General features: G+C 70.6%; 18 protein-coding genes and 1 pseudogene. 12 read left to right on the plus strand and 7 right to left on the minus strand.

Annotation, left to right across the window (positions count from 1 at the left end; genetic code table 11):
- Positions 1-66 precede the first annotated feature (66 nt).
- The 3 genes from OHA99_RS35885 to OHA99_RS35895 all read right to left on the minus strand — a co-directional run bounded on the left by OHA99_RS35885 (position 67) and on the right by OHA99_RS35895 (position 4,354).
- A complete protein-coding gene (locus tag OHA99_RS35885) occupies positions 67-795 on the minus strand; it encodes a response regulator transcription factor (RefSeq protein WP_153181578.1) in 729 nt (242 codons plus the stop codon).
- Entirely contained in the window at positions 792-2,045 is a 1,254-nt protein-coding gene (locus OHA99_RS35890) for a sensor histidine kinase (RefSeq protein ID WP_405698863.1), read from the minus strand. The genes OHA99_RS35885 and OHA99_RS35890 overlap by 4 nt, the downstream gene beginning before the upstream one ends.
- A gap of 95 nt (positions 2,046-2,140) precedes the next feature.
- A complete protein-coding gene (locus OHA99_RS35895; RefSeq protein ID WP_194280232.1) occupies positions 2,141-4,354 on the minus strand; it encodes an MMPL family transporter in 2,214 nt (737 codons plus the stop codon).
- A 514-nt stretch (positions 4,355-4,868) separates the two neighbouring features.
- Here OHA99_RS35895 and OHA99_RS35900 point away from each other — a divergent pair.
- The 4 genes and pseudogenes from OHA99_RS35900 to OHA99_RS35915 form a co-directional block, all read left to right on the plus strand.
- Positions 4,869-5,388: pseudogene (locus OHA99_RS35900) on the plus strand (transposase); the annotation flags it as partial.
- A 765-nt stretch (positions 5,389-6,153) separates the two neighbouring features.
- Positions 6,154-6,813, plus strand: coding sequence for a DUF6461 domain-containing protein (locus tag OHA99_RS35905; protein WP_405698864.1), 660 nt, complete (start codon positions 6,154-6,156; stop codon positions 6,811-6,813).
- A 657-nt stretch (positions 6,814-7,470) separates the two neighbouring features.
- Entirely contained in the window at positions 7,471-7,992 is a 522-nt protein-coding gene (locus tag OHA99_RS35910) for a helix-turn-helix domain-containing protein (RefSeq protein WP_228126276.1), read from the plus strand.
- Positions 7,993-8,002: 10 nt separating this feature from the next.
- Entirely contained in the window at positions 8,003-8,188 is a 186-nt protein-coding gene (locus tag OHA99_RS35915; RefSeq protein ID WP_228126277.1) for a hypothetical protein, read from the plus strand.
- A 156-nt stretch (positions 8,189-8,344) separates the two neighbouring features.
- Here the strand turns inward: OHA99_RS35915 and OHA99_RS35920 are convergent, their stop codons facing one another.
- Positions 8,345-9,070, minus strand: coding sequence for an SDR family NAD(P)-dependent oxidoreductase (locus tag OHA99_RS35920; RefSeq protein ID WP_153181580.1), 726 nt, complete (start codon positions 9,068-9,070; stop codon positions 8,345-8,347).
- Between the two features lie 165 nt (positions 9,071-9,235).
- Here OHA99_RS35920 and OHA99_RS35925 point away from each other — a divergent pair, with 165 nt between their 5' ends.
- From OHA99_RS35925 to OHA99_RS35945, 5 genes are all read left to right on the plus strand, one after another.
- Positions 9,236-10,153, plus strand: a complete 918-nt coding sequence (locus tag OHA99_RS35925) for a helix-turn-helix transcriptional regulator (protein WP_228126278.1) — start codon at positions 9,236-9,238, stop codon at positions 10,151-10,153.
- A gap of 1,711 nt (positions 10,154-11,864) precedes the next feature.
- Positions 11,865-13,069 (plus strand): IS3 family transposase gene (locus tag OHA99_RS35930; RefSeq protein WP_405693772.1). Its coding sequence is split into 2 segments (ribosomal slippage): positions 11,865-12,156 and positions 12,156-13,069, totalling 1,206 coding nucleotides; the frame shifts between segments, so codons are not numbered across the junction.
- 1,013 nt (positions 13,070-14,082) lie between these two features.
- The gene (locus OHA99_RS35935) at positions 14,083-14,268 is read left to right on the plus strand and encodes a hypothetical protein (protein WP_405698867.1); all 186 of its coding nucleotides are present in this window, start codon (positions 14,083-14,085) and stop codon (positions 14,266-14,268) included.
- The gene (locus tag OHA99_RS35940; protein WP_405698868.1) at positions 14,265-14,963 is read left to right on the plus strand and encodes a restriction endonuclease; all 699 of its coding nucleotides are present in this window, start codon (positions 14,265-14,267) and stop codon (positions 14,961-14,963) included. Before OHA99_RS35935 ends, OHA99_RS35940 begins: the two co-directional genes overlap by 4 nt.
- Before the next feature lie 113 nt (positions 14,964-15,076).
- Positions 15,077-15,274, plus strand: a complete 198-nt coding sequence (locus OHA99_RS35945) for a toxin-antitoxin system HicB family antitoxin (RefSeq protein WP_228126280.1) — start codon at positions 15,077-15,079, stop codon at positions 15,272-15,274.
- 588 nt (positions 15,275-15,862) lie between these two features.
- Here OHA99_RS35945 and OHA99_RS35950 read toward each other — a convergent pair.
- Complete coding sequence (locus OHA99_RS35950) at positions 15,863-16,306, minus strand: nuclear transport factor 2 family protein (RefSeq protein WP_331727670.1); 444 nt, start codon at positions 16,304-16,306, stop codon at positions 15,863-15,865.
- A gap of 357 nt (positions 16,307-16,663) precedes the next feature.
- Here OHA99_RS35950 and OHA99_RS35955 point away from each other — a divergent pair, with 357 nt between their 5' ends.
- The 3 genes from OHA99_RS35955 to OHA99_RS35965 all read left to right on the plus strand — a co-directional run bounded on the left by OHA99_RS35955 (position 16,664) and on the right by OHA99_RS35965 (position 19,578).
- Positions 16,664-17,509: an ABC transporter permease gene (locus OHA99_RS35955; RefSeq protein WP_366471720.1), complete on the plus strand. Its 846-nt coding sequence runs from the start codon at positions 16,664-16,666 to the stop codon at positions 17,507-17,509.
- Positions 17,510-17,764: 255 nt separating this feature from the next.
- Positions 17,765-18,370, plus strand: coding sequence for an RNA polymerase sigma factor (locus tag OHA99_RS35960; protein ID WP_153182130.1), 606 nt, complete (start codon positions 17,765-17,767; stop codon positions 18,368-18,370).
- Positions 18,367-19,578 carry a CU044_5270 family protein gene (locus OHA99_RS35965; protein ID WP_331727664.1) on the plus strand — a complete coding sequence of 404 codons (1,212 nt, stop codon included), beginning with the start codon at positions 18,367-18,369 and terminating at the stop codon, positions 19,576-19,578. Before OHA99_RS35960 ends, OHA99_RS35965 begins: the two co-directional genes overlap by 4 nt.
- Before the next feature lie 1,130 nt (positions 19,579-20,708).
- Here the strand turns inward: OHA99_RS35965 and OHA99_RS35970 are convergent.
- Positions 20,709-23,396, minus strand: a complete 2,688-nt coding sequence (locus OHA99_RS35970; RefSeq protein ID WP_331727662.1) for a Helicase associated domain protein — start codon at positions 23,394-23,396, stop codon at positions 20,709-20,711.
- Between the two features lie 477 nt (positions 23,397-23,873).
- On the minus strand, positions 23,874-24,182 hold the full coding sequence (locus OHA99_RS35975; RefSeq protein ID WP_366471724.1) for an ankyrin repeat domain-containing protein: 309 nt from the start codon (positions 24,180-24,182) through the stop codon (positions 23,874-23,876).
- Positions 24,183-25,162 lie beyond the last annotated feature (980 nt).

Genomic DNA, 25,162 nt, shown 5'->3' on the forward strand with positions numbered 1-25,162 from the left:
CGCCGGGGCAGCCGCGAGGCGGAGGGTGTCGGCGTCTTCTCGGGCCACGGCGCCTCTGACGCTCCGTCAGCCGGGAATCCCGTCAGGTGTATGGGAGCTCCTGTGCCCCGGCGGGGCCCCGCTGTCCCCTCCCGCCTGCACCAGCCCCGTCTGGTACGCGATGACGACGAGCTGTGCCCGGTCGCGGGCGTTGAGTTTCGTCATCGCGCGGTGGATGTGCGTCCGTACCGTCAGTGGACTGACCACCAGCAACTCGGCGATCTCCGCGTTGGACCTGCCCTCGGCCGCCAGCGCCATCACCTCGCGTTCCCTTCCGGTGAGGTCGGCGAGCCGTTCCGGGGGAACCAGGTGGGTGCCGGGGGCAGGGGAGGTGAGGAAGCGGGTGATCAGGGTGCGGGTGGCGCCGGGGGAGAGCAGCGCCTCCCCGGAGGCCACCGTGCGGATGCCGGCCAGCAGGGCGTCCGCGGTGACGTCCTTCCCGAGGAAGCCGCTGGCCCCGGCCCGCAGCGCCTGAGCGACGTAGTCCTCGGTCTCGAAGGTGGTCAGAATCAGCACCCGGCTGGTCGCCAACCCTGGATCGGAGCAGATTCCCGCGGTGCCGGACAGACCGTCCGTCCCGGGCATGCGGATGTCCATGAGCACCACGTCCGGGTGGTGGGCACGGGCCAACTCCAGAGCCTCCGCCCCGTCGGACGCCTCCCCGACGACCTCCAGGTCCGGGCAGGAGTCGATCAGGATGCGGAACGTGGCCCGCAGCAGGGCCTGGTCGTCCGCGAGCAGCACCTTCACGGTCATGGAGACTCTCCTTCGACGGCGGCGGACGGCTGCAGCGGCAGCGCGGTGGTGACCTCGAAGCCGCCCTCGGGGCGAGGGCCCGCGCACAGGTCGCCGCCGATGGACTGGGCGCGCTCCCGCATGCCCCGCAACCCGAAACCGCCGGGCGCCCCGTTGCCGGCGGTGGCGGTGGCGGTGGCGGTGGCCGGGCCGTCATTGCTGACGGTGATGAGCAGCCGGGAGTCGGCGTAGGTGAAGCCGACATGGGTGGCGCGTTCGGGGGCGTGCTTGGCGACGTTGGTGAGGGCTTCCTGCACGATCCGGTACGCGGTCAGGTCCACGCCCGGCGTCAACGGGCGGCGCACGCCCTCCTGATGGACGACGACTTCCAGGCCCGCCGAGCGGTAGGAGTCGATCAGCTCGGGAAGGCGGGCGAGCCCCGGCGCCGGTTCCAGGCCCTCGCCCTTGGGCCGGTCGTCCTGGCGCAGCAGGCCCAGGGTGGCCTTGAGCTCGCGCAGCGCCGAGGAGGTGGTGCCCGCGAGGTCGTCGAGGATCTTCCGGCTCTGCTCGGGGTTGCTGCGCGAGAGGTGGGCTGCGGTGCCCGCCTGGGCGTTGGCGAGGGCCAGGTGGTGGGCTACGACGTCGTGCAGCTCGCGGGCGATGCGCATGCGCTCCTCGGTGACCCGCAGCCGAGCCTCCTCCTCCCGGGTGCGTTCGGCGTGCTCGGCGCGGGACTTGACCGCTTCCAGATAGTCGCGGCGCAGCCGGGCCAGGCTGCCGCCGACGAGCGGCAGGGCCATCCAGAACACCGGGCCGATCACGGTCAGGACGGGGGAGAGGTCGCGCATGCCGTCGGAGAACAGGTTCACGGTCAGCAGGGCCACCGTGGCGACGAGCGCGTACAGGCGAACAGTCCGGCGGTCGCACAGGACGGCCAGCCAGTACATCGCGGCGAGCAGCGGGGCCAGCAGCATCGGGGTGAGCAGGTAGCCGCGCGCGATCGCGGCGATGGTGACCCCGGCGACCACGACCACGACCGTGCGGGTGTGGGTACGGTACTTCAGCAGGACGAAGCAGGACAGGCCGAGCAGGATCTCCAGCGACTTCCCCGTGTCCGGGCGGTCTTCGCCGGGGAGGCTGAGCTGGGTGCCGAAGAAGGCGCAGCCGATGAGGGCCAGAACCATCGTCACGTCCACGAAGCGGGGAAAGCGCGGGAAGCGCGACGCGTACTGTTCCACGCGCTCGGTGTAGCGCTCCAGGCTGCTGTTCATGGTGGGCTCTCTCGGTTAAGGGCTGGCATCCATGGTGGACGATGCGAAGCCGCCCGGGTCGCTGGAACGACCCCGGGCGGCTCCTGCGCACCCGGTCAGGTACGGGCGAGGTCCTTGTCGGCCGGTTCCGCTTCGGCACCGGCCGGGCGGGTCAGGGCCTCGCCCTCCACGTCGACCCGGGGCAGGATCCGGTCCAGCCACTTCGGCAGCCACCAGGCCCGCTCGCCGAGCAGGGCGAGGACGGCCGGGACGATCGCCATCCGGACCACGAAGGCGTCGAGCAGGACGGCCGAGGCGAGGCCGAAGCCGATCATCTTGATCATGGCGTCGCTGTCCCCGATGAACCCGGAGAACACCGCGATCATGATCAGCGCGGCGGCCACGACGACCCGGGCGCTGTGCTGGAACCCGGAGGCCACGGCCTGGGCGGGCCGCTCGCCGTGGACGTACGCCTCGCGCATCCGCGAGACCAGGAAGACCTCGTAGTCCATGGCGAGGCCGAAGACGATGCCGACCAGGAAGATCGGCATCAGGCTCATGATGGGGCCGGTCGTCTCCACGCCCAGCAGGTCGGCGCCGTGGCCCTGCTGGAAGACCACGACCACCGCGCCGAGCGAGGCGAGCACCGAGAGCAGGAAGCCGGCGGCCGCCTTCAACGGGACCAGGATCGAGCGGAAGACCACCAGCAGCAGGGTCACGGCGAGCCCGACCACCACGAGCAGGTACGGCACCAGCGCGGACTGCACCTTCTCGGAGACGTCGATGTTCATCGCGGTGGTGCCGGTGACCTCGAAGGCCGCCCCGGCCTCGGACTCGATGCCGGGCCGGTCGCCGCGGATGGTGTTGACCAGGTCCTTGGTCTCCTGATCGGTCGGCGCGGTGGTGGGGACGACGGAGAAGACCGCCGTGTCGCCGGATTCGTTGAACTGCGCCGGGGACACCGACACCACGCCCTCGGTGCCGCCGATCCGCTCGGAGACGGTCTCGGCCGCGGCCTCCGGGTCGCCGGTGCCCTTGGCATCCACGACCACGGTCAACGGTCCGTTGAAGCCGGGCCCGAAGCCCTCGGCGAGCGCGTCGTAGGCCCGCCGCTGGGTGGTCTCCTTGGACAGGGCCTCGTCGCCGGGCATACCGAGCTGAAGGTCGGTCATCGGCAGCGCCAGGGCGCCGAGGCCCGCGACGGCCGCGAGCAGCACGGGCAGCGGACGGCGCAGCACGAAGCTCGCCCAGCGGGTGCCGCCGTTGACCTTGCGCGTCTCGCGCGGTGTACCGCCCGCTCGGCGGGCCTTGCGGTCCTTGCGGGTCAGTATGGCGTTGGGCCAGAAGCCGAGGAAGGCCGGGACCAGGGTCAGCGCTATGAGGACGCCGACGACGACCGCGCCCGCCGCGCCCAGGCCCATCTCGGTCAGCATCGGGATGCCGACGACGGAGAGACCGGCGAGTGCGATGACGACGGTGAGCCCGGCGAAGACCACGGCGGAGCCCGCGGTGCCGGTGGCGAGGGCGACGGCCTCCTGGGCAGCCCGCCCCTTGGCGCGCTCCTCGCGGTAGCGGGACACGATGAACAGGGCGTAGTCGATGCCGACGGCCAGACCCAGCATGATCGCCACGGTGCTGGTGGTGTCGGCCAGGCCCAGCGGACCGGCCAGGGCCGTGATGGCGAACAGACTGATGCCGACGCCGATGAGCGCGGTGAGCAGCGGGAGTCCGGCGGCGGCCAGTGAGCCGAAAGTGATCAGCAGGACGACGGCGGCGACGGAGATGCCGATCGCCTCGGCGGTGCCGCTGGGTCCGCCCATGTCCTGCATGGCGTCGCCGCCTGCCTCGACGGTGAGCCCGGAGTCACGGGCGTGCTCGAGCGACTCGTCCAGGTGGCTGCGGCCGGCGTCGGTGAGTCCGGCGGCGTCGACCTTGTAGGTCACGGTCGTGTACGCGGTGGAGCCGTCCTCGCTGACCGCGCCGGACTCGTACGGATCGACGATGCTCGCGACCTGAGCGCCGTCCCCGAGTTCGGCAATCGCCGCCTCGACGGCCTCCTTGTTCTCGGAGGCGGTGACCTTCTCTCCGTTCGACGAGACGAAGACGACGCGGGCGGTGGCGCCGTCGGCGGCGGCGCCGGGGAACCGCTCCTCCATCAGGTCGAAGGCTTCCTGCGACTCGATCCCCGGCATGGAGAAGGGTTCCTCCTCCGCCTCCGGGGCGGTCATGCCGGCAAGTCCTACGGCGGCCAGCACGGCGGCCCAGACAAGGGCGACGGTCCAGCGTCGCCTGAAGGCCAAGCGGCCCATTCGATACAGAAAAGCAGCCACGGGGAGGTCTCCACATCCGGGTCTCGAAGGTGTCTCCAGACTCCTGAAGAGGGGGATGTCCTGTCGTCGTCCCGCTGCCGACACTGCGCGGTACTGAATCCGCAGTACTGCGCCCTCCGCGGGTCCCACCCGGGGACGAGAGCGGGTCGGCCTCAGGTCGCGGGGCAGGCCGGCGGGTCGCCCCACTCGGGGGAGTTCTCCAGCCGCCGATTCACCGCCTCCCGCACGGCGGCCACCAGTCGGGCCGGCGTGGAACAGCGACTTCGGGTCCTCTCCGGTCAGCCGTGCCCGCGCGTCCACCCAGGCGCGCGACTCCGCTTCCACCTCGGCGGACTCCGCCGGTTGGCCGTCGGGTCGTTCAAAACCAAGTCTGCTGCGCGTCCGCAGGCGACCACCGGCCACCGTGACCTGGGCGGCACGCGAAGCGCGTCTGCCCGCAACCGTGTTCGTGCTCGACGTCTCGAACGTGGCCCGGACCGTCGAGCTTCTGAAGGATGAGCAGGCCGCGGAGTAAGTGGAGATCGAGTCGGATGAACTGTTTTCGCTGATCGAGCCGTTGCTGCCGAAACCGGGTCGGAAGAGGGCCAAGGGCAGACCACGGGTGCCGGACCGCCAGGCCCTGTGCGGGATCCTCTTCGTCCTGCACACGCATTCAGTGGGAGTACCTCCCCCAGGAACTCGGCTTCGGCTCGGGCATCCGGCTCACGGTGTCGCTGACCTGCGGATACCGTGGGCGACGTCACCCAACTCAAGCCACTGCTCGACAAGATCCCCGCGTCACGGGACGGATCGGCAGACCCCGTCGACGCCCCGACGCGCTGCTGGCCGATCGCGGCTACGACCACGACAGGTACCGCCACCTGCTCCGGCAGCGAGACATCCGCCCCGTGGTCGCGAAGCGAGGCGAGCCACACGGCACCGTTCTGGGCATCTTCCACCGCGTCGTCGAGCGCACGATCGCCTGGCTCCACGGCTTGCGCGGCCTGCGCAGCCGGGAGCGACGCGACGACATCCACGAAGCATTCCTCGGCCTCACCGAGGGCCTGATCACCCACCGCCACGTCCAACGCCTTTGTCAGGACCCGCTGTTCTGCTCCGACGTCGACCTGGAGAGGGCTTGGAGGAGGGCACGCTCTGAGGAGGCGCTGCCGCGAAGCAGGCCCTTCCTTCCCCGGTCAGACTCGCTGAGGGAGAGACCGGCCCGGGATCACACACGTTTCGCGGGCAGGGCGAGACCGGACGGTCGAGGCGGCGGTGAGGCTGTCGCCGAGGTGGGGGGAGAGATTGTGCGGCAGTGAGTCTGCGGCCCTCTGACCGCCCACCGGGCGGGCGTGATCCCCCGTGGTGTACGTCACCTGGAGTCCATCGCGTCCGAAGAGGCACGCAACCTTCGAGCGACGCTGCGCGGCCACGACCGGCGCGAAGCCGGACGGGCGTTCCTCGCCGCCACTGTCGATCTCCACCGCTGACGAGTAGTGCGTGGCTCGGCTGACCGCGCCCCCCGGGCCAGGTGTGAGCGACTCGTCGTCACCCTGCGCGGCAAGGGGACGTTCGTCGTGGAGCGGCCGCCCAGCTCGGGGAGCCCCGTGGGTACAGGAGAGGAAGGCGCACGATGCCCGTGTCGGCCTCGGTGTCGGCCGGCAGGAGGTGAACCACGAGGGCAGCCCCTGAAGGGACACGGCGACAGCGACCGACACCGCGCACGGTGACACTGGGCGTTTCCGGCCCGGGACGAACCGACTCAAGCACTTTCCTCGTCCTCCGCACTGCCTCGCTCGCAGCCACAAGGGGACGTGCTCATGAAGGAATTCACCACGGAAGCCGATTACACCGACGTCTTCGGTACTGACGATGACTTCGAGGAGTCGCACTGTTTCACCTACGTGCAGGCTGTCTCCCCGGAGGCACTCCTGGAGGAGCTGAAGGCTTCGCGGGTCACCACCGGGACGGCGGTGACTGGGCTGAGCGCGCTGCGCGAGTGGACGATCGAGCTGTACCGCCTGAAGGACCACACCTTCGAGGAGGTCCAGCCGGTGGGAGTGGTCCAGGTCGGGGACTGGACGCTCATGGTCGAGTACAACGGCTTCATGGGCACGGAACCGGAGGTTATGCTTCCCGTGACACGGGGGCGGACAGCGGTCTCCCACATGGCCAACGTATCCCCCGTGGGGCCTTTCTGCTGGTACGTGGACAGGTCCGTCCGGATGTCGTACGGCGAGGACCCCTACTGCCGTGGAGGCAGCGACCCGGACGAGCTGCTCGACGTCATGCGCAGGGTGGGATTCGGGCCGATGGAAGATCCGGACGCGGACGCGGACGAGGTGAAGAGCCTCATCCCGGCCAAGTTCGCCCTGGCGCACCATGTCACCGGGGTCCGGCTGACACGCCGGCTCCTGGAGACGGCGGAGTTCGCCTGCGGGCTGGTGACGAAACCCGTCCCCTCATGGCTGCGGGCCTGAGGTCCCGGCAGAGCGGCGGCCCGCTCGATCACGCGCACCCGCCCGTAGCCAACCTTCACCTCCGCCGAATCCATCAACCGCATGGTCTGCACGACCTGTTCGTCGGACAGCGCCCCGAGCGGCTTCCCGGTCTCCGGGGCGATCCCGCGCAAGTGGTGCGTGAGGAGCACCGGCGTTTTGACCCGGCCCAGCATGCGCTCGTGCGGGCAGTTCAGCCCGACGGTGCCCTCGTAGAAGGCCCGGGCCCATTCCGGGGCGTACTCCTTCAGATGCTGCGGGATCCCGTCCGCCACGAAGGACCGTGCCGTCGGCGACGCCGAGGCGTCGGCCGCGCGGCAGAACCCCTCCCAGTCGCCCACGCTCCACTGGTCGCCGAGATACGTGCGGAACAGCTCGAACACCGGGCCCGCCCCCTGACGGACCGAGTGACCGTGTGCGGGGACGAGTTCGGACGCGAAGAACGGCGGGTCCTCGCACAGGACGCCGCGGAGCTGACCGACGAGGGCGATGAACCGGGACCAGGTCGTTGCCGAAGTTGTCGAGCCTGTAGCGCTTCGGGGTCCAACTGCTGCGCCCCTGCCCCGAAGGTCGACGGCGTAGACGTGGAAGTGCTCCGAGAGGAGGCCCATCGCCTCCTCGTACCGCTTTGGCAGGCCGTTGCACGGCGAGCCGGTCCTGGAGCGGGCCTTCCGGGTCCTGGGTGCCGAGGCCGGCGAGGGCCTGGCACTCCACACACCCGCGGCCCGGGCGGGCCTTCCGAAGAGCACCACGTCCCGGATCGCGGCCCAGCTGACGGACGTGGGAGCCCTTGAACGCCTCGACAACGGCGACTTCGTCGTCGGCCTGCACCTGCTCGAGATTGCCCCGCTGGCACCCCGCGGCCACGGACTGCGCGCCGCCGCGCTGCGATTCATGCAGGACCTGCACCGGGTCACCGGCCAGCACATTCTCCTTGCCGTGCGAGACGGCGACGAGGCCGTTCTGGTCGAGCGGCTGTCCGCACGGGACGCGGGGGCGGTCAAGTACCGGGTCGGCGGACGCCTCCCCCTCTTCGAGGCCGGCATCAGCATCGCCCTGCTGGCGCACGCCCCCGGGCGCATACGGAAGGAAGCACGGACGACGCGGCCTGCGTCCGCCGGCTCCTGGCCACCGTACGCACGGACGGCGTCTGCGCCGTGACGGTGCAACGGTGCCCAACCCACTGCGCTCCGGTCCCACCGCCATGTCGACCGTCGCCGCCCCGATCCTGAACCGTCGTGGTGACGCACTGGGCGCGTTGCCGTTGGTCGCCCCCGATGAGGGCGGGCCCCGGACCGCGGCCGTGACGGCGCTGCGCAGGGCGAGTCTGGCGGTCTCCCGGGCCGCGGGGCTGTGAACCACGTCTGCGCCGGGCAGCAGACCGGCGCCCGTCGGCGGGAATTCCCAGGGCCCGGCCCCCTGCCACCGTTCCGGCCGTCCACGGCACCACCACCGCGGACGGCCGGAACGGCAAGCTCCCTCCCACTGTTACGGCCGCGCAGCCGCCGGCGCCTCAGGGCTCGACGAACTTGTCGGCCAGTCCCCGGTCCAGGTAGTCGTCCGGCAGATCCTGGATGACCAGCTCGGCTTGGGTGCGCCCGGTGTGCAGCCGCCAGTAGGTGTCGGCGATCGTCTGCGGCTGGGAGTCGTGGCCCCCTTGGCCGATGTAGGCGGCGATCGCCACGTGCGCGGCATAGACGCCGGTACCGGAGAGCGCCGCGTGCAGGTTGAGGATCCAGTTGCGCATTCCGCCGGTGGCGATCTGGACGTTCGCCACGTGCGGAGCGATCACCGGCCCCGACCCCGCCCCGCTGCTGACCAGGATCGTCCCCGTGCCGCGCTCCAGCATGCCGGGCAGGACGTGCTGCACCGCCGCCACGCCGCCGAGCAGATAGAGGTCCAGCTGGGCCAGAACCGAGTCGACGGTGACCTTCGTGGCCTCGACCAGCGGCGCCCGGCGCAGGTCGGCCGGGGATGGCGCGGGCGAGTACTCGAGTATGTCGATCGGTCCCAGCCGCTGCTCGGCTGCGGTGAGTGCGGCGTGCAGAGCGGGGCGGTCGGTCACGTCGGCGGGAAACGCCTCGGCCCGCACGCCCGTGTCGGACAACTCGTCGGCCACTGCCTGCAGCGTCGTGCGGCTGCGGGCGATCAGTGCCACGTCGACCCCTTCGGCGGCGAACCGCCGGCCGATCGCGCGCCCCAGTTGCGGGCCTGCGCCCACGATCGCGAGCGTGCTCAATTCGCCACCTCGTTACCCTTGTATCGACATTCCGGGCCGCGGATGTCGGATCTTCGATGTATGCCGGAACAAGAGTAGGAAGCGTGTGGTTGCGGCGCCTCGGACCGGTGCGTCAGCTCGAACGGGAGATTCGCGACAACGATGAGCGGTACCTTCTCGGCAGACGTGAGCGGCGCGAACGCCTTCAGCGTCTTCGCCCACGAGTGGCGGAGCCGGATGGGCGAGCCCTTCGCTCTGGCGCCCTTCCGCCGGACGACCGTGTCCGGCTTCTCGGCGCGGTCCCGCGGGTTCCGGGTGCGGGACACGATGTTCAACCGCTTCGAGACCGCGGCCGCCCTGCGGACGGCGGGCCGACGGGTCGGGGCCGACGATCACGTACGCCTGTGGATCGTCCACCGAGGGGCCTGGCGGTTCGGCGAACCGGGAGGAGCCGAGCACACGGCACCAGCCGGCCGCCTGCTGGTACAGACGGGAAGGCTGTCCCACTTCTCCGCGGCGCCGCGCACCGTCGTGCAGGTACTCGTGCTGCCCGCCGCAGAGTTGCGGCCCCAACGGGGCTGGCCGGCCTCCGGTCCGGCCGACACCGCCGAGGTGCGGCTGCTGACGGCGCACGCCGCCATGGTGGGCCGGTCGCTGGACCGTCTCGGGCCGGCCGGGGTCGACGCCGTCCGCGGCACCCTGGCCGAGTTGGCCCGGGCCGCCGCGGGGGGCGGCCTGGACGACGTGGAGCCTTTGCTGTCGCCGGCTCTGGCCCAAGCCGCGCGAGACCTGGCCGACCGCCGGCTCACCGATCCCGCCCTGTCCGTCTCGGCTGTCGCCCGGGAGCTGAACGTCTCCCCGCGTACCCTTCAACGGGCCTTCGCCAGGGAAGGCCGACCGCTGAGCACCTACATCCGGCGCCGCCGCCTCGAGGAGGCATGCCGCGCGCTCGTCGCGCCGCAGCGGCGCATGAGCGTCATGGAGATAGCCGCCCGCTGGCAGTTCGCCGACAGCGGCCACTTCGCACGCGCTTTCCGCAAGTACTACGGCCGGACGCCGACCGACTATGCCGCGACCGCTGCTCGTGAAACGGATGCCACATAGCTGTGCGGAGCCGGAGCCGGATCCGGTGCCGCCACCCGCCCACGGCAGGAACACCTGGGTCAGCCGAGGCGTACCACCAGCAGACAGGGCTGCGGCGGCGACGGTTCCGCCTCGGGTGCCCGGGGCGTGTCCGCATCCGTGCCGTCGTCGGGCGCGTAGGTGTCCGGCGACGGCGGCGTCGTGGGGTCCGTGCCCTCCGGGGGGCGTGCGGTTGTCGGGCTCTCGGTGGTCCGGAAGGGGTGGCGTCGTTGCCCTGCGGCAGGGCTGTCGCCGGCCCCTGCGCGTGCTCTGGGGCGGCCCGTACGCCGGTCGTCAGGGGTGTGGCCCCCTGCGAGGTCTGCTCGGACGAGACGGACGGGTTCCGGTTGGCCAGGTGGTGGTGACGGGTGTGGATGTGTGTGTGGAGGGGGTGTTGAGTGTCGGTGGTGTGGGGAGTGGTGGTCCGTCTGCGGTCTGCCGGTCCGCGGGTCCTTTATCTGTCGGCCGCCGTTCTGTCTGCCGTGCAGGGCTTTTCCACTCTGGTCGTCTGTCCGGCAGTTTGTGTCGTTCTGGCCGCGCTGTGGCTGCGGCTGCGGCTGTGGCTGTGCTGGCGCTGTGGTCTGCCGCGAGGGCCGCCGAGGTCGTGCTTCCGGGCCTCAGTGCGGTGTTTCGGGTCCTGGGGCAGCGTGAGGAGCGTGTTCTGCGGGCGATGGATGCCGGTGTGTTCGGCTGCACTGCTTGCTCGACGTGCGCCGGCCGATGACCTGCAGGGGAGAGGGAGGGGTCCTGAACAGCGCCCCATGCGGGTGGTGTTGTTGACGAGGGGGCTCTGGCTCGACTTCTGTGGCGCGGTCACTGGGAGTGAGAAGACTCGTTGTTGCGGTTGAGGATGGGCGGAGGGCCGCCCGGAGGTTGGAGCTGGTGCTGTCCGTGATGTGGCTTCCCCGTGCATTGCCGCTGGGAACAGCCTCGGGGGAGGGCGTGGGCGGGGTTGCCGGCCAAGTGTGCCGATGATGCCGGCAATGCCTTCCAGAACAGCCGTCACGAACAGAAGGATCCCTTGTCGGCTTCCGTCCGATGCGCGGTGGTTGGCGCTGTGCTGGGCAATGAACCCCTGTACACCCTTCGGATCGTTCAGCACGATGCTGCAGGTCAGGTACACGATGTTGTGGGTTGGGTGTATGTCGATCTGGTGGGTGGTCGGGGTGGTCGGGGTGGTCGGGGTGGCTCTGTCGTCTGTCAATTGGTGCCGTGTGCGGTGTTTGGGTGGCCGGGTTCTGCAGAGTGGCGGTGGTCGGGGTCGTTTCAGTGGAGGTGAGCTTGTTGGTGGGCCGGGGTCGGAGGAGTCGGGTTTCGGTGGGTGCGTCGGTGATGTGTGGAGGGGCGTGATGCTGTGATGTGTCGGTTTCTTCTGTCAGCTCCGCTCTGATGAAGGCACGTCGTCCGAAGGGGCGCCGGATGCGGGTCGGGACGCCGGCTTCGACCCGGATACGGGGGTCCTGCTTGTTCTGTGGCCGCGGTTCGGTCACGACGTCGTTGAGAACTTGAGGGCTTTGCGTGTCGGTTTGAATGTGGCGGGGTCGGTCCGCTGCCAGGTTTGTTGCGTGCGCCGGCGCACGCCTCTTCGGTCGGTGGACTCGGTGCGCACGGTGTGGGATGTGACGAGGGGCCTTGACCCCTGATGTTGAACACACGAGACACTGGATCCTGAGGATCTGAGAACGGACATCTCGTGGTGATGAAGAACTACCCGCCGGAGTTCAAGGCGGACGCGGTCGCGCTGTACGAGTCGCGGCCGGAAGCGACGATCAGGTCGGTCGCAGCCGATCTGGGGATCAACCCGGAGACGCTTCGGAACTGGGTTCGGGCGGCCGGCGCGAGTCGTCCTCGGGGACGCCGGACGCATGAACCGGCCCAGCCGCCGGCCCCGCTGGAAGCGGAGAACGCGGCCCTGCGCAAGAAGGTCCGCGAGCTGGAGGAGGAGCGCGAGATCCTGCGCAAAGCGGCGAAGTATTTCGCCGGGGAGACACGCTGGTGAACCGCTTCCAGTGTGTCGCCGACCTCCAGCGCCGTTACGGCGTGAAGCGGCTCTGCAGCATCCTCGGCGTCAGCCGCTCGAGCTTCTACTACTGGCGCCGGACGGTTGCGGACCGGGCGGCCCGGCAGGCGGCCGACGCGAAGCTGGCCGCCCGGATACAGGCCGTGCACCGGGAGTCGGACGGCACCTACGGGGCCCCGAGGATCACAGCCGAGCTCCGTGAGGAGAACGGCGAGGCGGTCAACCACAAGCGCGTCGCCCGAATCATGCGGGCGTCCGGGATCGAAGGGATCCGGTTGCGCCGCCGGCACCGCACCACCGTCCCCGACCCGGCCGCCGCCAAGGCGCCGGACCTGATCGGCCGCGATTTCACCGCCCAGAGGCCGAACGCGAAGTACGTCGGTGACATCACCTACCTGCCCATCGACGGCGGGAAGTTCTGCTACCTGGCGACCGTCATCGACCTCGCCTCACGGCGCCTGGCCGGCTGGGCGATCGCCGACCACATGCGCACCGGTCTCGTCACCGACGCCCTGGCCGCGGCGATCCGCACTCGCGGCAGCCTCGCCGGATCGATCATGCACACCGACCACGGAGCCCAGTACACCAGCAGGGCATTCGCCGAAGCATGCAGGTCAGCAGGGGTGCGGCGAAGCATGAGCGCGGTCGGCTCCAGTGCGGACAACGCGCTTGCCGAGTCGTTCAACGCGACCTTCAAACGCGAGACCCTGCAAGGACGAAAGAGCTGGCCCGACGCGCGCGAAGCCCGACTCGACGCCTTCCGATGGCTGAACCGCTACAACACCCGACGCCGACACTCCCGCCTCGGACAACGATCACCGATCGCCTTCGAGGACGCCCTCCAACTCACACCAACTACGCTGGCACCAGCCGCATAACCCGTGTTCAGGATTCGGGGTCAAGGCCCGTCGTCTGTCAATTGGTGCCGTGTGCGGTGTTTGGGTGGCCGGGTTCTGCAGAGTGGCGGTGGTCGGGGTCGTTTCAGTGGAGGTGAGCTTGTTGGTGGGCCGGGGTCGGAGGAGTCGGGTTTCGGTGGGTGCGTCGGTGATGTGTGGAGGGGCGTGATGCTGTGATGTGTCGGTTTCTTCTGTCAGCTCCGCTCTGATGAAGGCACGTCGTCCGAAGGGGCGCCGGATGCGGGTCGGGACGCCGGCTTCGACCCGGATACGGGGGTCCTGCTTGTTCTGTGGCCGCGGTTCGGTCACGACGTCGTTGAGAACTTGAGGGCTTTGCGTGTCGGTTTGAATGTGGCGGGGTCGGTCCGCTGCCAGGTTTGTTGCGTGCGCCGGCGCACGCCTCTTCGGTCGGTGGACTCGGTGCGCACGGTGTGGGATGTGACGAGCTGTCCCAGCGGCACTTGCGGTGGGTGAAGAGCGGGGAGGCCTTGGGGGGCGGCTGTTTCTGGTGCTCGGACGGGTTCGTCGTCCGCGATGCCGGCATTAGCAGCATGACCCGGGTGCTCGCCGGTCTGGTCGTAACCGGCGAGTTGAGACAGGTCCTTCGGTGACGCGGCGACTGAGGCGGCTTGCCTGCGGCCGGCGTCCCCGTTCTGTCGATGACCGATGTACAGCGAAGGCGGCCGGCACGTGGTCGCGACGCTGTCTCCACCACGCGTACCCGGGAAGGGCACCGCCTTCGTCCTCTGTAGGACGGCCGGAGCACGGGGGTGGGGCCCGCTCCGTGTCTGACCTGGCCTGTTCTCTCCTTCCTTGATCACCCGGTGTGGTGATGTGCTGACGTGTTGTCAGTGCTGCCTGTCAATATGGGGCGCTGTGCGGGGAGTTGTGACGAGGGGGAGGCTTGCATGCCTTGGGTGAGGCCGTACGTGCGCTTTGACGGGACGCCGGTCCGCGGGCATTCACGGTGGGCTTCGGGTGCCAAACGGGAAACGATGATCTTCGCCGTGGTGGCCCTGGCCGTGGTCGGGCTGGGCAACAGCAACAGCGCGACGGGGGAGGGGGACACACCGCGGCCGCAGTCCACGGTCCAGTACCCGATCCGCTTCGACCACGCCCCCGCCGCCCAGGCGCCGCCGCCCCGGCCCACGGTGTCCTACCCGACCCGGTGGGAGCGGTGACCCGGCGACGGCCGGTGCGGCGGCGCAGCCGGCGGCCCGGCCGGCGACAGCGGCAGCGGGACGCGCAGCTGCTCGTCTTCGCCGTGGTGGCGGCGGCCGGTGTCGGGCTGGTGGTGATGGTGGTCAACTGGCTGCTGGCCCACTGGTGGGTCCTCGTCGCCGTCCTGGTCCTCGCCGTCCTCGCCGGCGCCGGCTGGCTCTCCGACCGGCAGCAGCGCGCCCGGTGGGAGGCGGTGCGGGCGCAGGGCCTGCGCTACGGACTGCCGCAGCTCGACGCGCTGCACCACACCCGGTTCGAGGACGCCGTCCGGGACCTGATGCACCGCGACGGCTGCCAGGACGCCCAGCGGGTCGGCGGCCGCGGCGACCTCGGCGCCGACGTGAAAGCCACCGACCCCTACGGGCGGCGCTGGGTGATCCAGTGCAAGCACCGCCGCAACGGCGCCCACGGCTCGCCGGTCGGCACACCCGACCTCCAGGTCCTCAACGGAACCGCCCGCCAGGTCCACGGCGCCGACGTCGCCGTGATGGTCACCAACGGCCGGGTGACCGGACCGGCGGTCACGTTCGCCAAGCAGCAGCGGCTGCACGTCGTCGACCGCCAAACCCTCGCCGTGTGGGCGTCCGGCTCCCGCCCCTTGTGGGAGCTCCTGCGGGCAGTGCCGCCCCCGCGCCGCCCCACATCACAGAGCTGAGCCGTCACCTGGGCCTCCAGGGACCGTCACGGCCGATGCCGCTCCGCGGCCCCCTCCCTCAGGCGGCGGCAACCGCCTCACGCCACCACAGTCCGGTGTCTGGTCCTGCTGTCATGTCGGTCACCAGGATGACCCTGCGCGTCCCCGACGACCTCGCTCCCTCGATCCGGGCCGCCGCCTTTGAGGCCGGCCTGTCCGTGAACGCCTGCGTCGTGCGCGCCGCCCGCCGCGCCGCCGCCCTCGACGCCGCGAAGCAGCTCGCCACGCTCGGCCTCGGCGACGACCTGGCGGGCGAGGACGACACCCTGTGAACCGCGGGGGAATCTGGACTCTGCCCGACGGCCGGAGCGTCCTGCTCATCAGCTTGACCGGCCCCGAGGAAGCCTGCGGCGCCGTCCTCGCGCTCGTGCTCCACGACAGCGGCCGCTACCCCGACACCGCAATGTCCGTCGCCCTCGTTATAAGCCCCGACTCGTACTCGTGCCCAGCCACCCTCGACCACCGGACCACCATGTGAACTCGATGTCGCGGGGGACGAGTTGACGGGGTCAGTTGGGGGGATGGGAGCGCGGCCAGAGCATCGTGGGCGAGCGGGACGTTGTAGACACCACCGCCGATAGCCGTGTCCGTCGTTGCCTTGACCGAGCGCGACGCCCACGAGGGGGAAGGGGAATCGGGGGGCCTCCATGCCTTTCGTCAAGCGGCGCGCGGCGTTTCGGGTTCGTAGAAGGTGCTGTCGGGGAGCATCGCGACAGCACACTGGTGCGGTGGCCGACCAGGCAAAGGGGGCTGGGGTGTGGGTCTTTCCGAAGACCGCGCTACGCCACCCGCTCGGCGATCGGACCATCTCCGCGAGGCCTGCCCCGGCGCCAGCCAGGTCGCAACTCGGGGGGCGGGACTCAGGAAGGGGTGCACGCCTCGGCGATCGATACGCTGTTCTCGTAGAGGTGATGCCGGGTGATCCGGCCCTCCTCGACGGTGAGGCGCAGCGCGAAGGGGCCCTCGAAGGACTTCCCCGTCGCGCGCACGGTCCCCGAGAGGTACCCCATCAGGACGGCGTCGGTGCCGTCGACGAGGAACGTGTCGACGGAGGCCCGTGCATCCTCGGCCACCGTGTGCTCGGCCAGCTCCGTGAACTGGGCGGCGCATTCGGCTCCGGTGGAGCGTGGCCGGATCCACGGGACGGCAGGGTTCTCGGCGAGTAGCCAGTCGACGTCGTCCGCGAAGAGCGCGACGAGCCACTCGACATCCCCGGCCATCCGGGCGGCGAGGAACTCCTGGACGACGTGGCGGGTGGTGTCGGCGACGGAACTCGCGGTGAGGTCAGCGGTTTTGATGGGCATGGTTGCTCCTCGCGCCTTAGATGCCGGAATCCTCGTCGGGATCTCGTTGACATGTAGCACGCTGCCGCAGCAGGGGAGCGTGGTCGATTACGTCAGAGGTAATGGCCGGGTGGAGGGCTTCTGCGTCCGTCGTCAAGGCCTGGCCTGTCGGCTGTGTTGGGTGTGTTTGTGATGTCGGTGGTGGTGGGTGTCCGGCTCACCGTTAACGCTGCCAGGCCGTGTCGGCGGTATCGGTTAGTGACCGCAGTGTTGTCATGCCTCGTGAGGTGAGCGAGGAGACGGTTCCTGGGAAGCAGTGTTGGTTTTGTTTTCCAGTCTTTTCACCTGCTTCCTTATCGGAGTGTGGAGGAGAATGTGATGTTGGGGGAGGTGTATCGCGGGCCGGGCGCGGGCGGGGCGCTGCCGGTGGCGGTGCGCGGTGAGGTCACGGCCGGCCGGTTCTACGACCGGGGTGACATCGCCCGCGGCGCCAGAGTGGCGGTGCTGGGCGACCAGGCCGCTCGCCTGCTCGGTGTCACCCGGGTGGAGGACGCGCCCGCGGTTTTCTTCAACGGTCTTTCTTTCACCGTGATCGGGATCCTCGGCGGAATCGAGCGTGAGCAGCGCCTGTCCACCTCGGTGATCCTGCCGCCCACGACGGCCAGGGACCGTCTGGGCCTGGACACGGTGAACCGCGTCCTGGTCAACACTTCCCTCGGTGCCGCGCAGCAGGTAGCCCGGCAGTCTCCCGTCGCCCTGGCACCGGGCAGCGCCAAGGCGCTCACCGTCCTGGCTCCGCCCGATCTGTCGAGGGCACGCAAGGGTGTCCAGGGCGACGTCAACGGTCTGTTCCTGGTCCTCGGGCTCGTCTCGCTGATCGTGGGTGCTCTCGGTATCGCCAACGTCACGCTGGTCACCGTGATGGAACGGGTCGGAGAGATCGGGTTGCGGCGTGCCCTGGGCGCCTCGCGCCGGCAGATCGCCGCTCAGTTCCTCCTGGAGTCGACGACGATCGGGCTGCTGGGGGGCGTGATCGGTGCCGCGCTGGGGGTTGTCGTCGTGGTGGCCGTGTCGGCGGTCAAGGACTGGACTCCCGTACTCGACGGCCGGCTTGCCGTCGGCGCTCCGGTCGTCGGCGCGGTGGTCGGCCTGCTGGCGGGTGTGTATCCGTCGCTGCGGGCTTCCCGGATGGAACCGGTCGAGGCGTTGCGAGCCCCGTCGTGAAGACTGCCCCCGGGGACCGGCGCGGGGGCGTACTGGACGGCCCGCCTGCCGTCCGCAACCGCGTTTCTCGTGCCATGAGTTCGGCTGATCGAGGGTGACCGGGGACTGGCACGGCCGTGGCCGCGGGAGGACGAAGGGGGACATTGTTCTCGGCGTCTTCGGGCGGGAACGGCGGCCCGTGTGGGAGTGAGGTGGATCACTGGAACGCGTCCGGGGGCGTGGAGAGAACAAGGTGTGAGGAACTCAGACAACGACCTGCGGCGTCGTGTGCGCACCGGTGACCGTGAGGCGTTCGCCGAGCTGTACGAGGCGTTCGCCGGCGCGGTGTACAACCATGGTCTGCGGCTGACCGGTGACTGGTCGGCGGCGGAGGACATCATGTCCGAGACTTTCCTGGCCGCGTGGGGCAACCGTGCCGCGGTGCACGAGGAGGGGGGCACTCTGCTGCCGTGGCTGCTGGGCATTGCCACCCACAAGGCGGACAACGCACGGCGCAGCGTGCGCCGGCGGCAGCTGTTCCTGACGCGCCGGCCGCAGGCCACGGCGGTGGAGGACTTCGCACCGGAGGCGGCCGGGCGTCTGGACGACGTGCGCCGGCTGCGTGCCGTTCAGGCCTGCCTGGGCCGGCTGCGGCGCCACGAGCGGGAGGTGCTCGCCCTGTGCGTGTTCTCCGGTCTGGACTACCGGCAGACGGCTCAGGCGCTGGGCATCTGCGTCGGCACCGTACGGTCCCGTCTGTCCCGCGCGCGCAAGAAGCTCGCCCGGCTTGCCGAGGAGAACATGGAACTGCCCACCGTCCGCGGAGAGATGACAGGTGCGGCTGCACTCGCGGCCGTGCCCGTGCGGAAGGAACTCACATGAACGGCAGGCCGAACCCGAACCCGGCTTCTTTCGAGCCCTCGGACGAGCGCGAGGAGATTGCCCGTCTGCTGCCGGCCCCGGCCGACTGGGACCTTCCGCGCGGGCGGCACCTCCATCACAAGGACCTCTTGATGCGACACATCGACCGCGACCAGGCCTCCACCACCGTCACCACCACCGCCGCCCCCACCACCGCCGCCCCCGCCGCCCCCACCACCACCGCCACCACCGCCGCCCCCGCCGCCACCACCGCCACCGCCGCCGCCGCCGCCACTGCCGCCCCCACCACCGCCGCCGCCGCCACTGCCCCCACCACCCCCGCCGCTGTTGCCCGGCCGGGGCGCCGACGGCTGCGCCCCGTACTCCTGGCGCCCGTGACCGCGCTGGCCCTGGCCGGTATCGTGACCGCGGCCTTCGCCCTGAACGACGGCGACCGCAAGCCCGCCGCCGGCACGTCGTCCGACGCGGCCGCGGACATGCAGCCCGTCTCCGCTCTCCTCGGGCAGATCTCCGACGCCGCGGGCAAGCGTGACACTCCCACGGTGCGGGACGACCAGTTCTCCTATGTCAGGGAGAAGGTCCGCGAAGCCGACCTGTCCAGTGGGAAGGCCGTCGTCGGCCCGCTGCACGACTACGAGCTGTGGCTCTCCCAGGACCCCGAGCCCGTGCAGAAGCAGGGCCTGATCCGCAGCGACGGCAAGACCGTGCCCCTCAACGCCGAGTTCGGCGACACGAACGGCACACCGGCCGGCTTCAGCCGCCCCACCTACCAATGGCTGGCCTCGCTGCCGACCGACCCCGGCCGGCTGCTGGACCACCTGTACGCCAAGGCACCGCAGGCCGAGAACAGGGAACGCGACCAGGCCGTCTTCGAGCAGATCGGCGACCTCCTCGACCAGGTGATGCCGGCACGTACGGCCGCCGCGCTCTACCGGGCCGCAGCGAAGATCCCCGGCGTCACCGAGACCCCTCGGGCCCAGGACGCCGTCGGCCGCCGGGGCCTGGGCATCGCCCGCAGCGACACGAAGAACGGCGTCGTCACCGAATGGGTCTTCAGCACACAGGACTTCACCTACCTCGGCCACTCCACCCGCCTGACCAAGGACACGCCCTACGCCGAGGCGGGGACGCTCCTGGACAGCTCGGCCCTCCTCAAGAGCGCGGTCGTCGACAAGCCCGGCCGGCTCCCCGGCAGCGAGAAGAAGTAGGAACGGCCGGACCGGTCGGTCCTGCGGCTGTCGCCCGGTCCGCCCATGCTCCGCACGTGGGACTGGAGGACCGCGGTGTTCTGCCGGACGCGGAGCGGGAACGGCCCCGGCCCGTCCCGCCGGAGCGGTACGGGCCGCGGAAGGACGGCGGGTCCACGTGTGCCGTCGGCGCTGCCGGCCGACGCGGTCGGCGAGATCGACGGGGGCATCCCGGTGAACCCCACCAGTGCGCGCCGCTCCGCCCCGCAGCCGCCGCACCGGCCGGCCTGTTCGCGGCATACGGGCCGGCCCTCACCGTGCCGCCCGCGCCCCCACCGGCATCCGCCCCTGCACCGCCGCCCCCGGGCCCGCCGCCGGCCGTCCCGCCCACAGCGCATGGAACAGCGCGGGACACACAACCCGCCGAACTCCCGGCCCCGCCTACGCCCTCCCACGGCGGCGCGGGCTCGGCGAACGCCTCCTGCAGGGCGGCAGCCGGCAACCGACCACCGTGGTCCGGCGGGTGCCGGTGTCCGGCCAGCCAGGCCACATCGCGTCGGTAGATCGGGTCGAGAGGCCCAAGCCCCCACGACCGCCGGCCCGCCGCCGTACAGATCTCTCCGACTACCGCAGCGAGAGACCGCTGCCGCCGGGTCAGCTCTCCGCCCCCTGTGCAGTCGGCGAGCACCCCGTGGCCATCGGCCGGCCGGAGCATCGGCTGAGGAGCATGCGCCCGCACCCCGCTCGGCACATGCCACCGCAGTCCAAGCGGCCGGGCGTTCCGGCCCGCTGACGCGTGGATTCGCGGTCGAGGAGCACCCCACGCAGTCGCGCCGCTGCGGACCCGTAGTGCACCAGCGGCCCGGTGGTGGCCGACCGCCACCGTCCCGGCGCCCGCCGCTTGCCTTTGCGGGCCGGGAAGGCTTCAGCGGCGGACAGTTTTCGAAGACCACGTGGGCGGCCGCCCATGACCGCCTCGGACACTCAGTCGCCCCGCCCGCAGTCCGAAACAGCACGTCCACCGAATCGGCTTCGGACCGCCACGCCCTCGCTCCGCCACGCCCTCGCTCCGCCCCACCCAGCATCCTGCATACAGAACCAAACGGCTTATCAGCCCGTCCGGTACTGGGCGCGTGCCGCATCGGCGAACATCAGCTGCGCCCGGACCGTTCTGCAGCCCAGGTGTAGCCCAGCTCTGCGAGGGCGGCCCGCTGATCCGCATCCAGCCGGTCACGCCTGGCCTTTTGGTTACTCAAGAACACACCCAGCCTGATCGCCGAACCGTCAGGCAGCTCCTCAACGTGTGCCCTCCCGACGACGGTTCTGCCTTCCCGCTGGATGTACTGGGTCAGGGCTGCCAGACCGCGTTGGAACGCGTACTGCGCCTTGGCCGGGCGGCCCTTCGTCGCACGCTGGGGCGCCGGGGCGGGTGCCGGCGTCTCAGCGGGCTGTACGCCCAGCGCTGTCAACCGCTGCTGCTGTCCCTCGGAGAGCTCCACCCAACTGCGGCGTTGCCGCTGAAGCCATTTGCCGAGGTCGTCGCCGTCCATGAGGACGCCGGGTGCGATGTCGGGCAGGACTCCGCCGGGTTCGTCGGCGGCGAGGTGGGCGAGGTGGCGGTGGTGGCGTTGCCAGTCCAGTGGCCAGGGGCAGTCCCAGTCGGGGTCAATCGAGGCCAGCTGCGCGTCCCGTGTCCGCGCCCGTTCGGGGTTCTTGCCGAGGCCGCCCTTACGCCTGAGATTCGCCAGTAGCTGACCGATGGGGACAGGCTTGCCGTCGGCGGGATCGCCCCACAGGGCGTCCTGCCTCGGGGCCATGTGCCCGTGCGCACGGTGGTACGAGCGCAACACCGCCAGCTTCGTCTCCCAGGCTTCTTCGCCGGGCTCCCAGACCGTGCCGGCCTCCGGCGCGTCGAGCAGCGTCTTGCGCCGCTCCTCGAGCTCCCCGGCCCGCCGCGCTTTTCGCTGCTGGTGCACCCACCGCCCCAGCGGAAAGGCCCTCGTGACGCCGACCTCGACCTCGGTGTCGTAGGGGACGGCGTGCAGGCCGGTGATCTGGTGCTCCTTCCGCCACCGCAGCAGCGCCTGATAGCCCTCCAGCCAGACCAGCGACTCCGGCCGGTAGACCCGGGTGCGCAAGAACGCCGCGATCGTCGCGGCGTCGCGCGGGGTGGAGAAGTGCAGCAGAGCCGACTCGACCGAACCGTCGGTGCCGCCCTGATCCTGGTCGCCTCCGCCCTCTCCGCCGTCGGCCGCGATGATCCGCCCGTCCTCGTCGCGCCGGATGTGAACCCTGCGCTTGCCGCTGGTGAGCGCACGCGAGGCGAGCTGCTCGACCAGGCGCTCGTCATGCGAGCGCAGGCCCTGCAGCACGGCTACAAGGGGGCGGTACGAGGCGCTGGCGACCATGTCGGCCGGGTCCTCGCCGGGCTCCAGGAACACCGGCACGATGATCCGCGCGACCTTCGTGGAACCGTCCCGGTTGAGCCGAAGAGCCCGGCCGATGTTCTGCACGATCTCGACCTGCGAGCCGCGGGTGTCGGCGAAGCAGACGGCCTCGACTCCCCGTTCGCCGGTGATGTCCACGCCCTCCCCAAGCACGCGACAGCTGGCGAGGAACGCCCGGTGCACACGGCGGCCCTCGGCGTCGATGCCGTTGGCGAACTCGTGCAGGGCTTCGCGTCGTTCGGTGACGAGGTGGTCGCCGCACAGCCACGCCGACCACACCCGCTCCGGCGGCACGTGGCGTCCTGCTTCCAGCTCGTAGAACCAAGCGCCGGCCGACGACGCGGGCAGCTTCTCCGCGGCCGCCAGGTCCTCGCCGGAGGCGTCGCGCGCGTACAGCGCGGCTGCGGTCTTCGACAGCTTCTCCGCGAAAACGGCGGCCTCCTCGACCTTCTGGTGGAACGTCATGACCGTACGCAGGTTGTACGCCGCCGCGTGCTCCAAAAGCGCGGTCTGCAGCAACGCCAGGCGCCGGCCCCGCCGCGCCTCCTCCGACTCCCCGACGATGGGGGAGGGGTCGCGGATCTCCAGGACGTCGATCTCGAACCCGGCGAGGATGCCCCGCTCGATCGCCTCGGAGAGCCCGAGCTCGGCGCCGGGAAGCCAGGCCCCGAAGATGCCGTCCGGGTCGTCGGCCATGCTCGCGAGCTCCACCTCCACCCCGCCCGCGCCCCTCTGCGGGCGGGGCGAGGCGAGGATCCGCGGGGTGGCGGTGAGGTAGAGCCGGAAGGCGGCGGGGATGCGGGCATGGTCGTGGATCGCCGCCCACGGACGGCCAAGATCACCCGCGGTTGAGTGGGCCTCGTCCACGATGGCGAGGTCGAACGGGGCCATCTGCTGGCCGTAGAGCCGCTCCCCGCCCGCCAGAGCGGCTTCCACCGGCCCGCGAACCGTCCGCCGGCCCGTCGGGTCCTCCGGGCCCTCGCGGTCCACCAGGGAGGCGTAGGTGGCGAACACGACCACGGGCCCGGACCCGGCCCAGAGCGCGAGCTGGATCGCATTCGTGGTGGCGCGCACCCCCAGCGCGTTCAGCACCGCGTCGTTCTCCAGCGAGCACACCGCCACCATCGGCGCCCGATGACCGACCACCCGCCACGCCTGCGCGGTCTGTGCGAGCAGGTCCAGGGTGGGCACGGTCACCAGGATCCGCCCGCCCGGGAAGCACTCCAGCGCGCTCGCGGCAGCCGTGATCGTCTTACCGGATCCCGTGGCGGACACCAGCGTGCCCCGGGCCCCCTGCCCCGGCACAGAAGATCTTGCATAAATTCTGACCCATTCTCGAATGGCTGCTTTCTGGGTCACCTGATGTTCCCGGAGACTGATCACAGAACTCATCCTTGTCTTTTCCCGGATGACATCACATTCCTCCACCACGACCCCGACGAGACTGCGGACGCGTCAGAGGCAGTGGTAGAGGCGGGGCAGGGGTACCTGTCGATCCCGCCGCGTGCGGGCAGCTCGTCCTCGAAGTCGCAGGCGGCGACGGCTTTAAAGCCACCGTGCCACAGTGCTTCGAGCACGGCCGTGACGGCCTGAACCACCTCGTCCGGCGTTCCCGCGGGGGCCTCGCACTCCAGCACGGTCGGCCACTGAAGGAAGTCGAAGGGATGGGCCCGTCGGCCGATGCTGTAGTCGTTGTGCTCGCTTCCACGCGCACCGGCCCGACGGTCAGCTCCGCACCATCCTCCTCAACGAAGCCGAGGGCGTCTCGAAGCCAACCCACGACCCGCGGGGCGGACACGGCGTCCACGTAGATCGAGGCGTCGCTGTAAGCGGAGTCCGGGCCGAGGGGCGAAGACCCGCGATCATTCGTCACGCGGCGCTCCCTGCGGATCTGGCCGGGGTGAGGGAGAAGGAGCGCTGGAGCAGCCGCTTGGCCGGTTCGTGGTGGTAGTACTCGGCGATCTGCAGGGGAGTCTCGCCGTCGATGGCCGGCAGGCGCGGATCGGCACCGTAGGCCAGCAGGATCGCCGTGGAGGCGGTGTTCAGCGGGTAATCCGCCTGCACATGGCCGTCGCCTTCCAGGTCGATCGCATGAGTCAGCAACGTGAGCTCGAAGCACACCTCGCCCGGGTCCGCCCCAGCGCCCAGGAGCACGGCGAGGGTCTCGTAGCCACTCATCTCCACGGCCTGATGCGCCGGTGTCCACGGCTCCACCTCAGGCCAAGTGCTACGCCACAGCGCATCGGAACCCATAGCGCCCCTTCCCTTCTCCACCGGCCTTGCTGGGCCGTGGCTATCACATCAGTGGACGGACCACGGGCATAAGACGCCGAAGCTGCAGCGGCCCCCGACCCTGCTACCGGTGTCCCCACATTACGCCAACTCTACATGCTGCATCACATCGAGAGACAGACTCGCGAAACCCTCGACAGAGCCCCCACTCAAGATCCCGTCCGACCTCCGGCGTGCATCGCGCATCGCGGGTACACGGTGCCGCATGGCACCGAAGACCGAACGCATCCAGTTCCTGCGGGCCGCGCGGCAACTGCGCCGTATCCGCTCCTTCTACGCTGCGGCCATCCTCCTGTGGGCAGGGTCCGCGGCCTGGACCGGCTGGCAGGCCCCAGGTAGCCGGCAAATGTGCCCGGGCCGTCCTCTTCCTGATCGTCTTCACCGCCCTGCTCGTCACCGCGACCCTCGCCCTGCGGCACCTCGCCGTTCCCGCAACAGGCCGGCCCGGGCACCACGCTGCCCCGCACAAGCTGCCGAGCACCCGCCGTCACGCTCCCGCCTGAGAGCCCAGCCCATCACTCTTCCCGCGAGTCAATCCGGGCGTGGACTCCGCCCGCAGGGGGCGGAGTCCACGGTCTGCTGACAGCCCGCTACCGGAGCACCACACCCCTGTCCCTGTAAGCGCTCGGGCCGAAGGCCCGTTGACGGGCCCGCGCAGCGGGTCCGTCCTGTGGCGCGCAGCGCCACTAGGCGGCTGGAGCGCAGCGCAGGCCACCGCAGCTCCGGGAGCGCAGCGGACGGAGCGTCACCAACCCGGCGCAGCCGGGTTGGTGAGCTGGACGAGCAGCGTCCAGCCAGCGCTTCCGCGGAGCGGAAGCGCAACACCCGCGCGCAGCGCGGGTGTTCCTTGCCATCGCGCAGCGATG

This window comes from Streptomyces coelicoflavus (assembly GCF_045041415.1).
GTDB classification, from domain to species: Bacteria; Actinomycetota; Actinomycetes; order Streptomycetales; family Streptomycetaceae; genus Streptomyces; species Streptomyces coelicoflavus.

What these genes read in the sequence shown, in the direction of transcription:
- OHA99_RS35885 (WP_153181578.1), bottom strand. Translation starts at nt 795, where the DNA reads ATGACCGTGAAGGTGCTGCTCGCGGACGACCAGGCCCTGCTGCGGGCC.
- OHA99_RS35890 (WP_405698863.1), bottom strand. Translation starts at nt 2,045, where the DNA reads ATGAACAGCAGCCTGGAGCGCTACACCGAGCGCGTGGAACAGTACGCG.
- OHA99_RS35970 (WP_331727662.1), bottom strand. Translation starts at nt 23,396, where the DNA reads ATGAGTTCTGTGATCAGTCTCCGGGAACATCAGGTGACCCAGAAAGCA.
- OHA99_RS35965 (WP_331727664.1), top strand. Translation starts at nt 18,367, where the DNA reads ATGAACGGCAGGCCGAACCCGAACCCGGCTTCTTTCGAGCCCTCGGAC.
- OHA99_RS35905 (WP_405698864.1), top strand. Translation starts at nt 6,154, where the DNA reads ATGAAGGAATTCACCACGGAAGCCGATTACACCGACGTCTTCGGTACT.
- OHA99_RS35935 (WP_405698867.1), top strand. Translation starts at nt 14,083, where the DNA reads ATGATCTTCGCCGTGGTGGCCCTGGCCGTGGTCGGGCTGGGCAACAGC.
- OHA99_RS35955 (WP_366471720.1), top strand. Translation starts at nt 16,664, where the DNA reads ATGTTGGGGGAGGTGTATCGCGGGCCGGGCGCGGGCGGGGCGCTGCCG.
- OHA99_RS35975 (WP_366471724.1), bottom strand. Translation starts at nt 24,182, where the DNA reads ATGAGTGGCTACGAGACCCTCGCCGTGCTCCTGGGCGCTGGGGCGGAC.
- OHA99_RS35945 (WP_228126280.1), top strand. Translation starts at nt 15,077, where the DNA reads ATGTCGGTCACCAGGATGACCCTGCGCGTCCCCGACGACCTCGCTCCC.
- OHA99_RS35950 (WP_331727670.1), bottom strand. Translation starts at nt 16,306, where the DNA reads ATGCCCATCAAAACCGCTGACCTCACCGCGAGTTCCGTCGCCGACACC.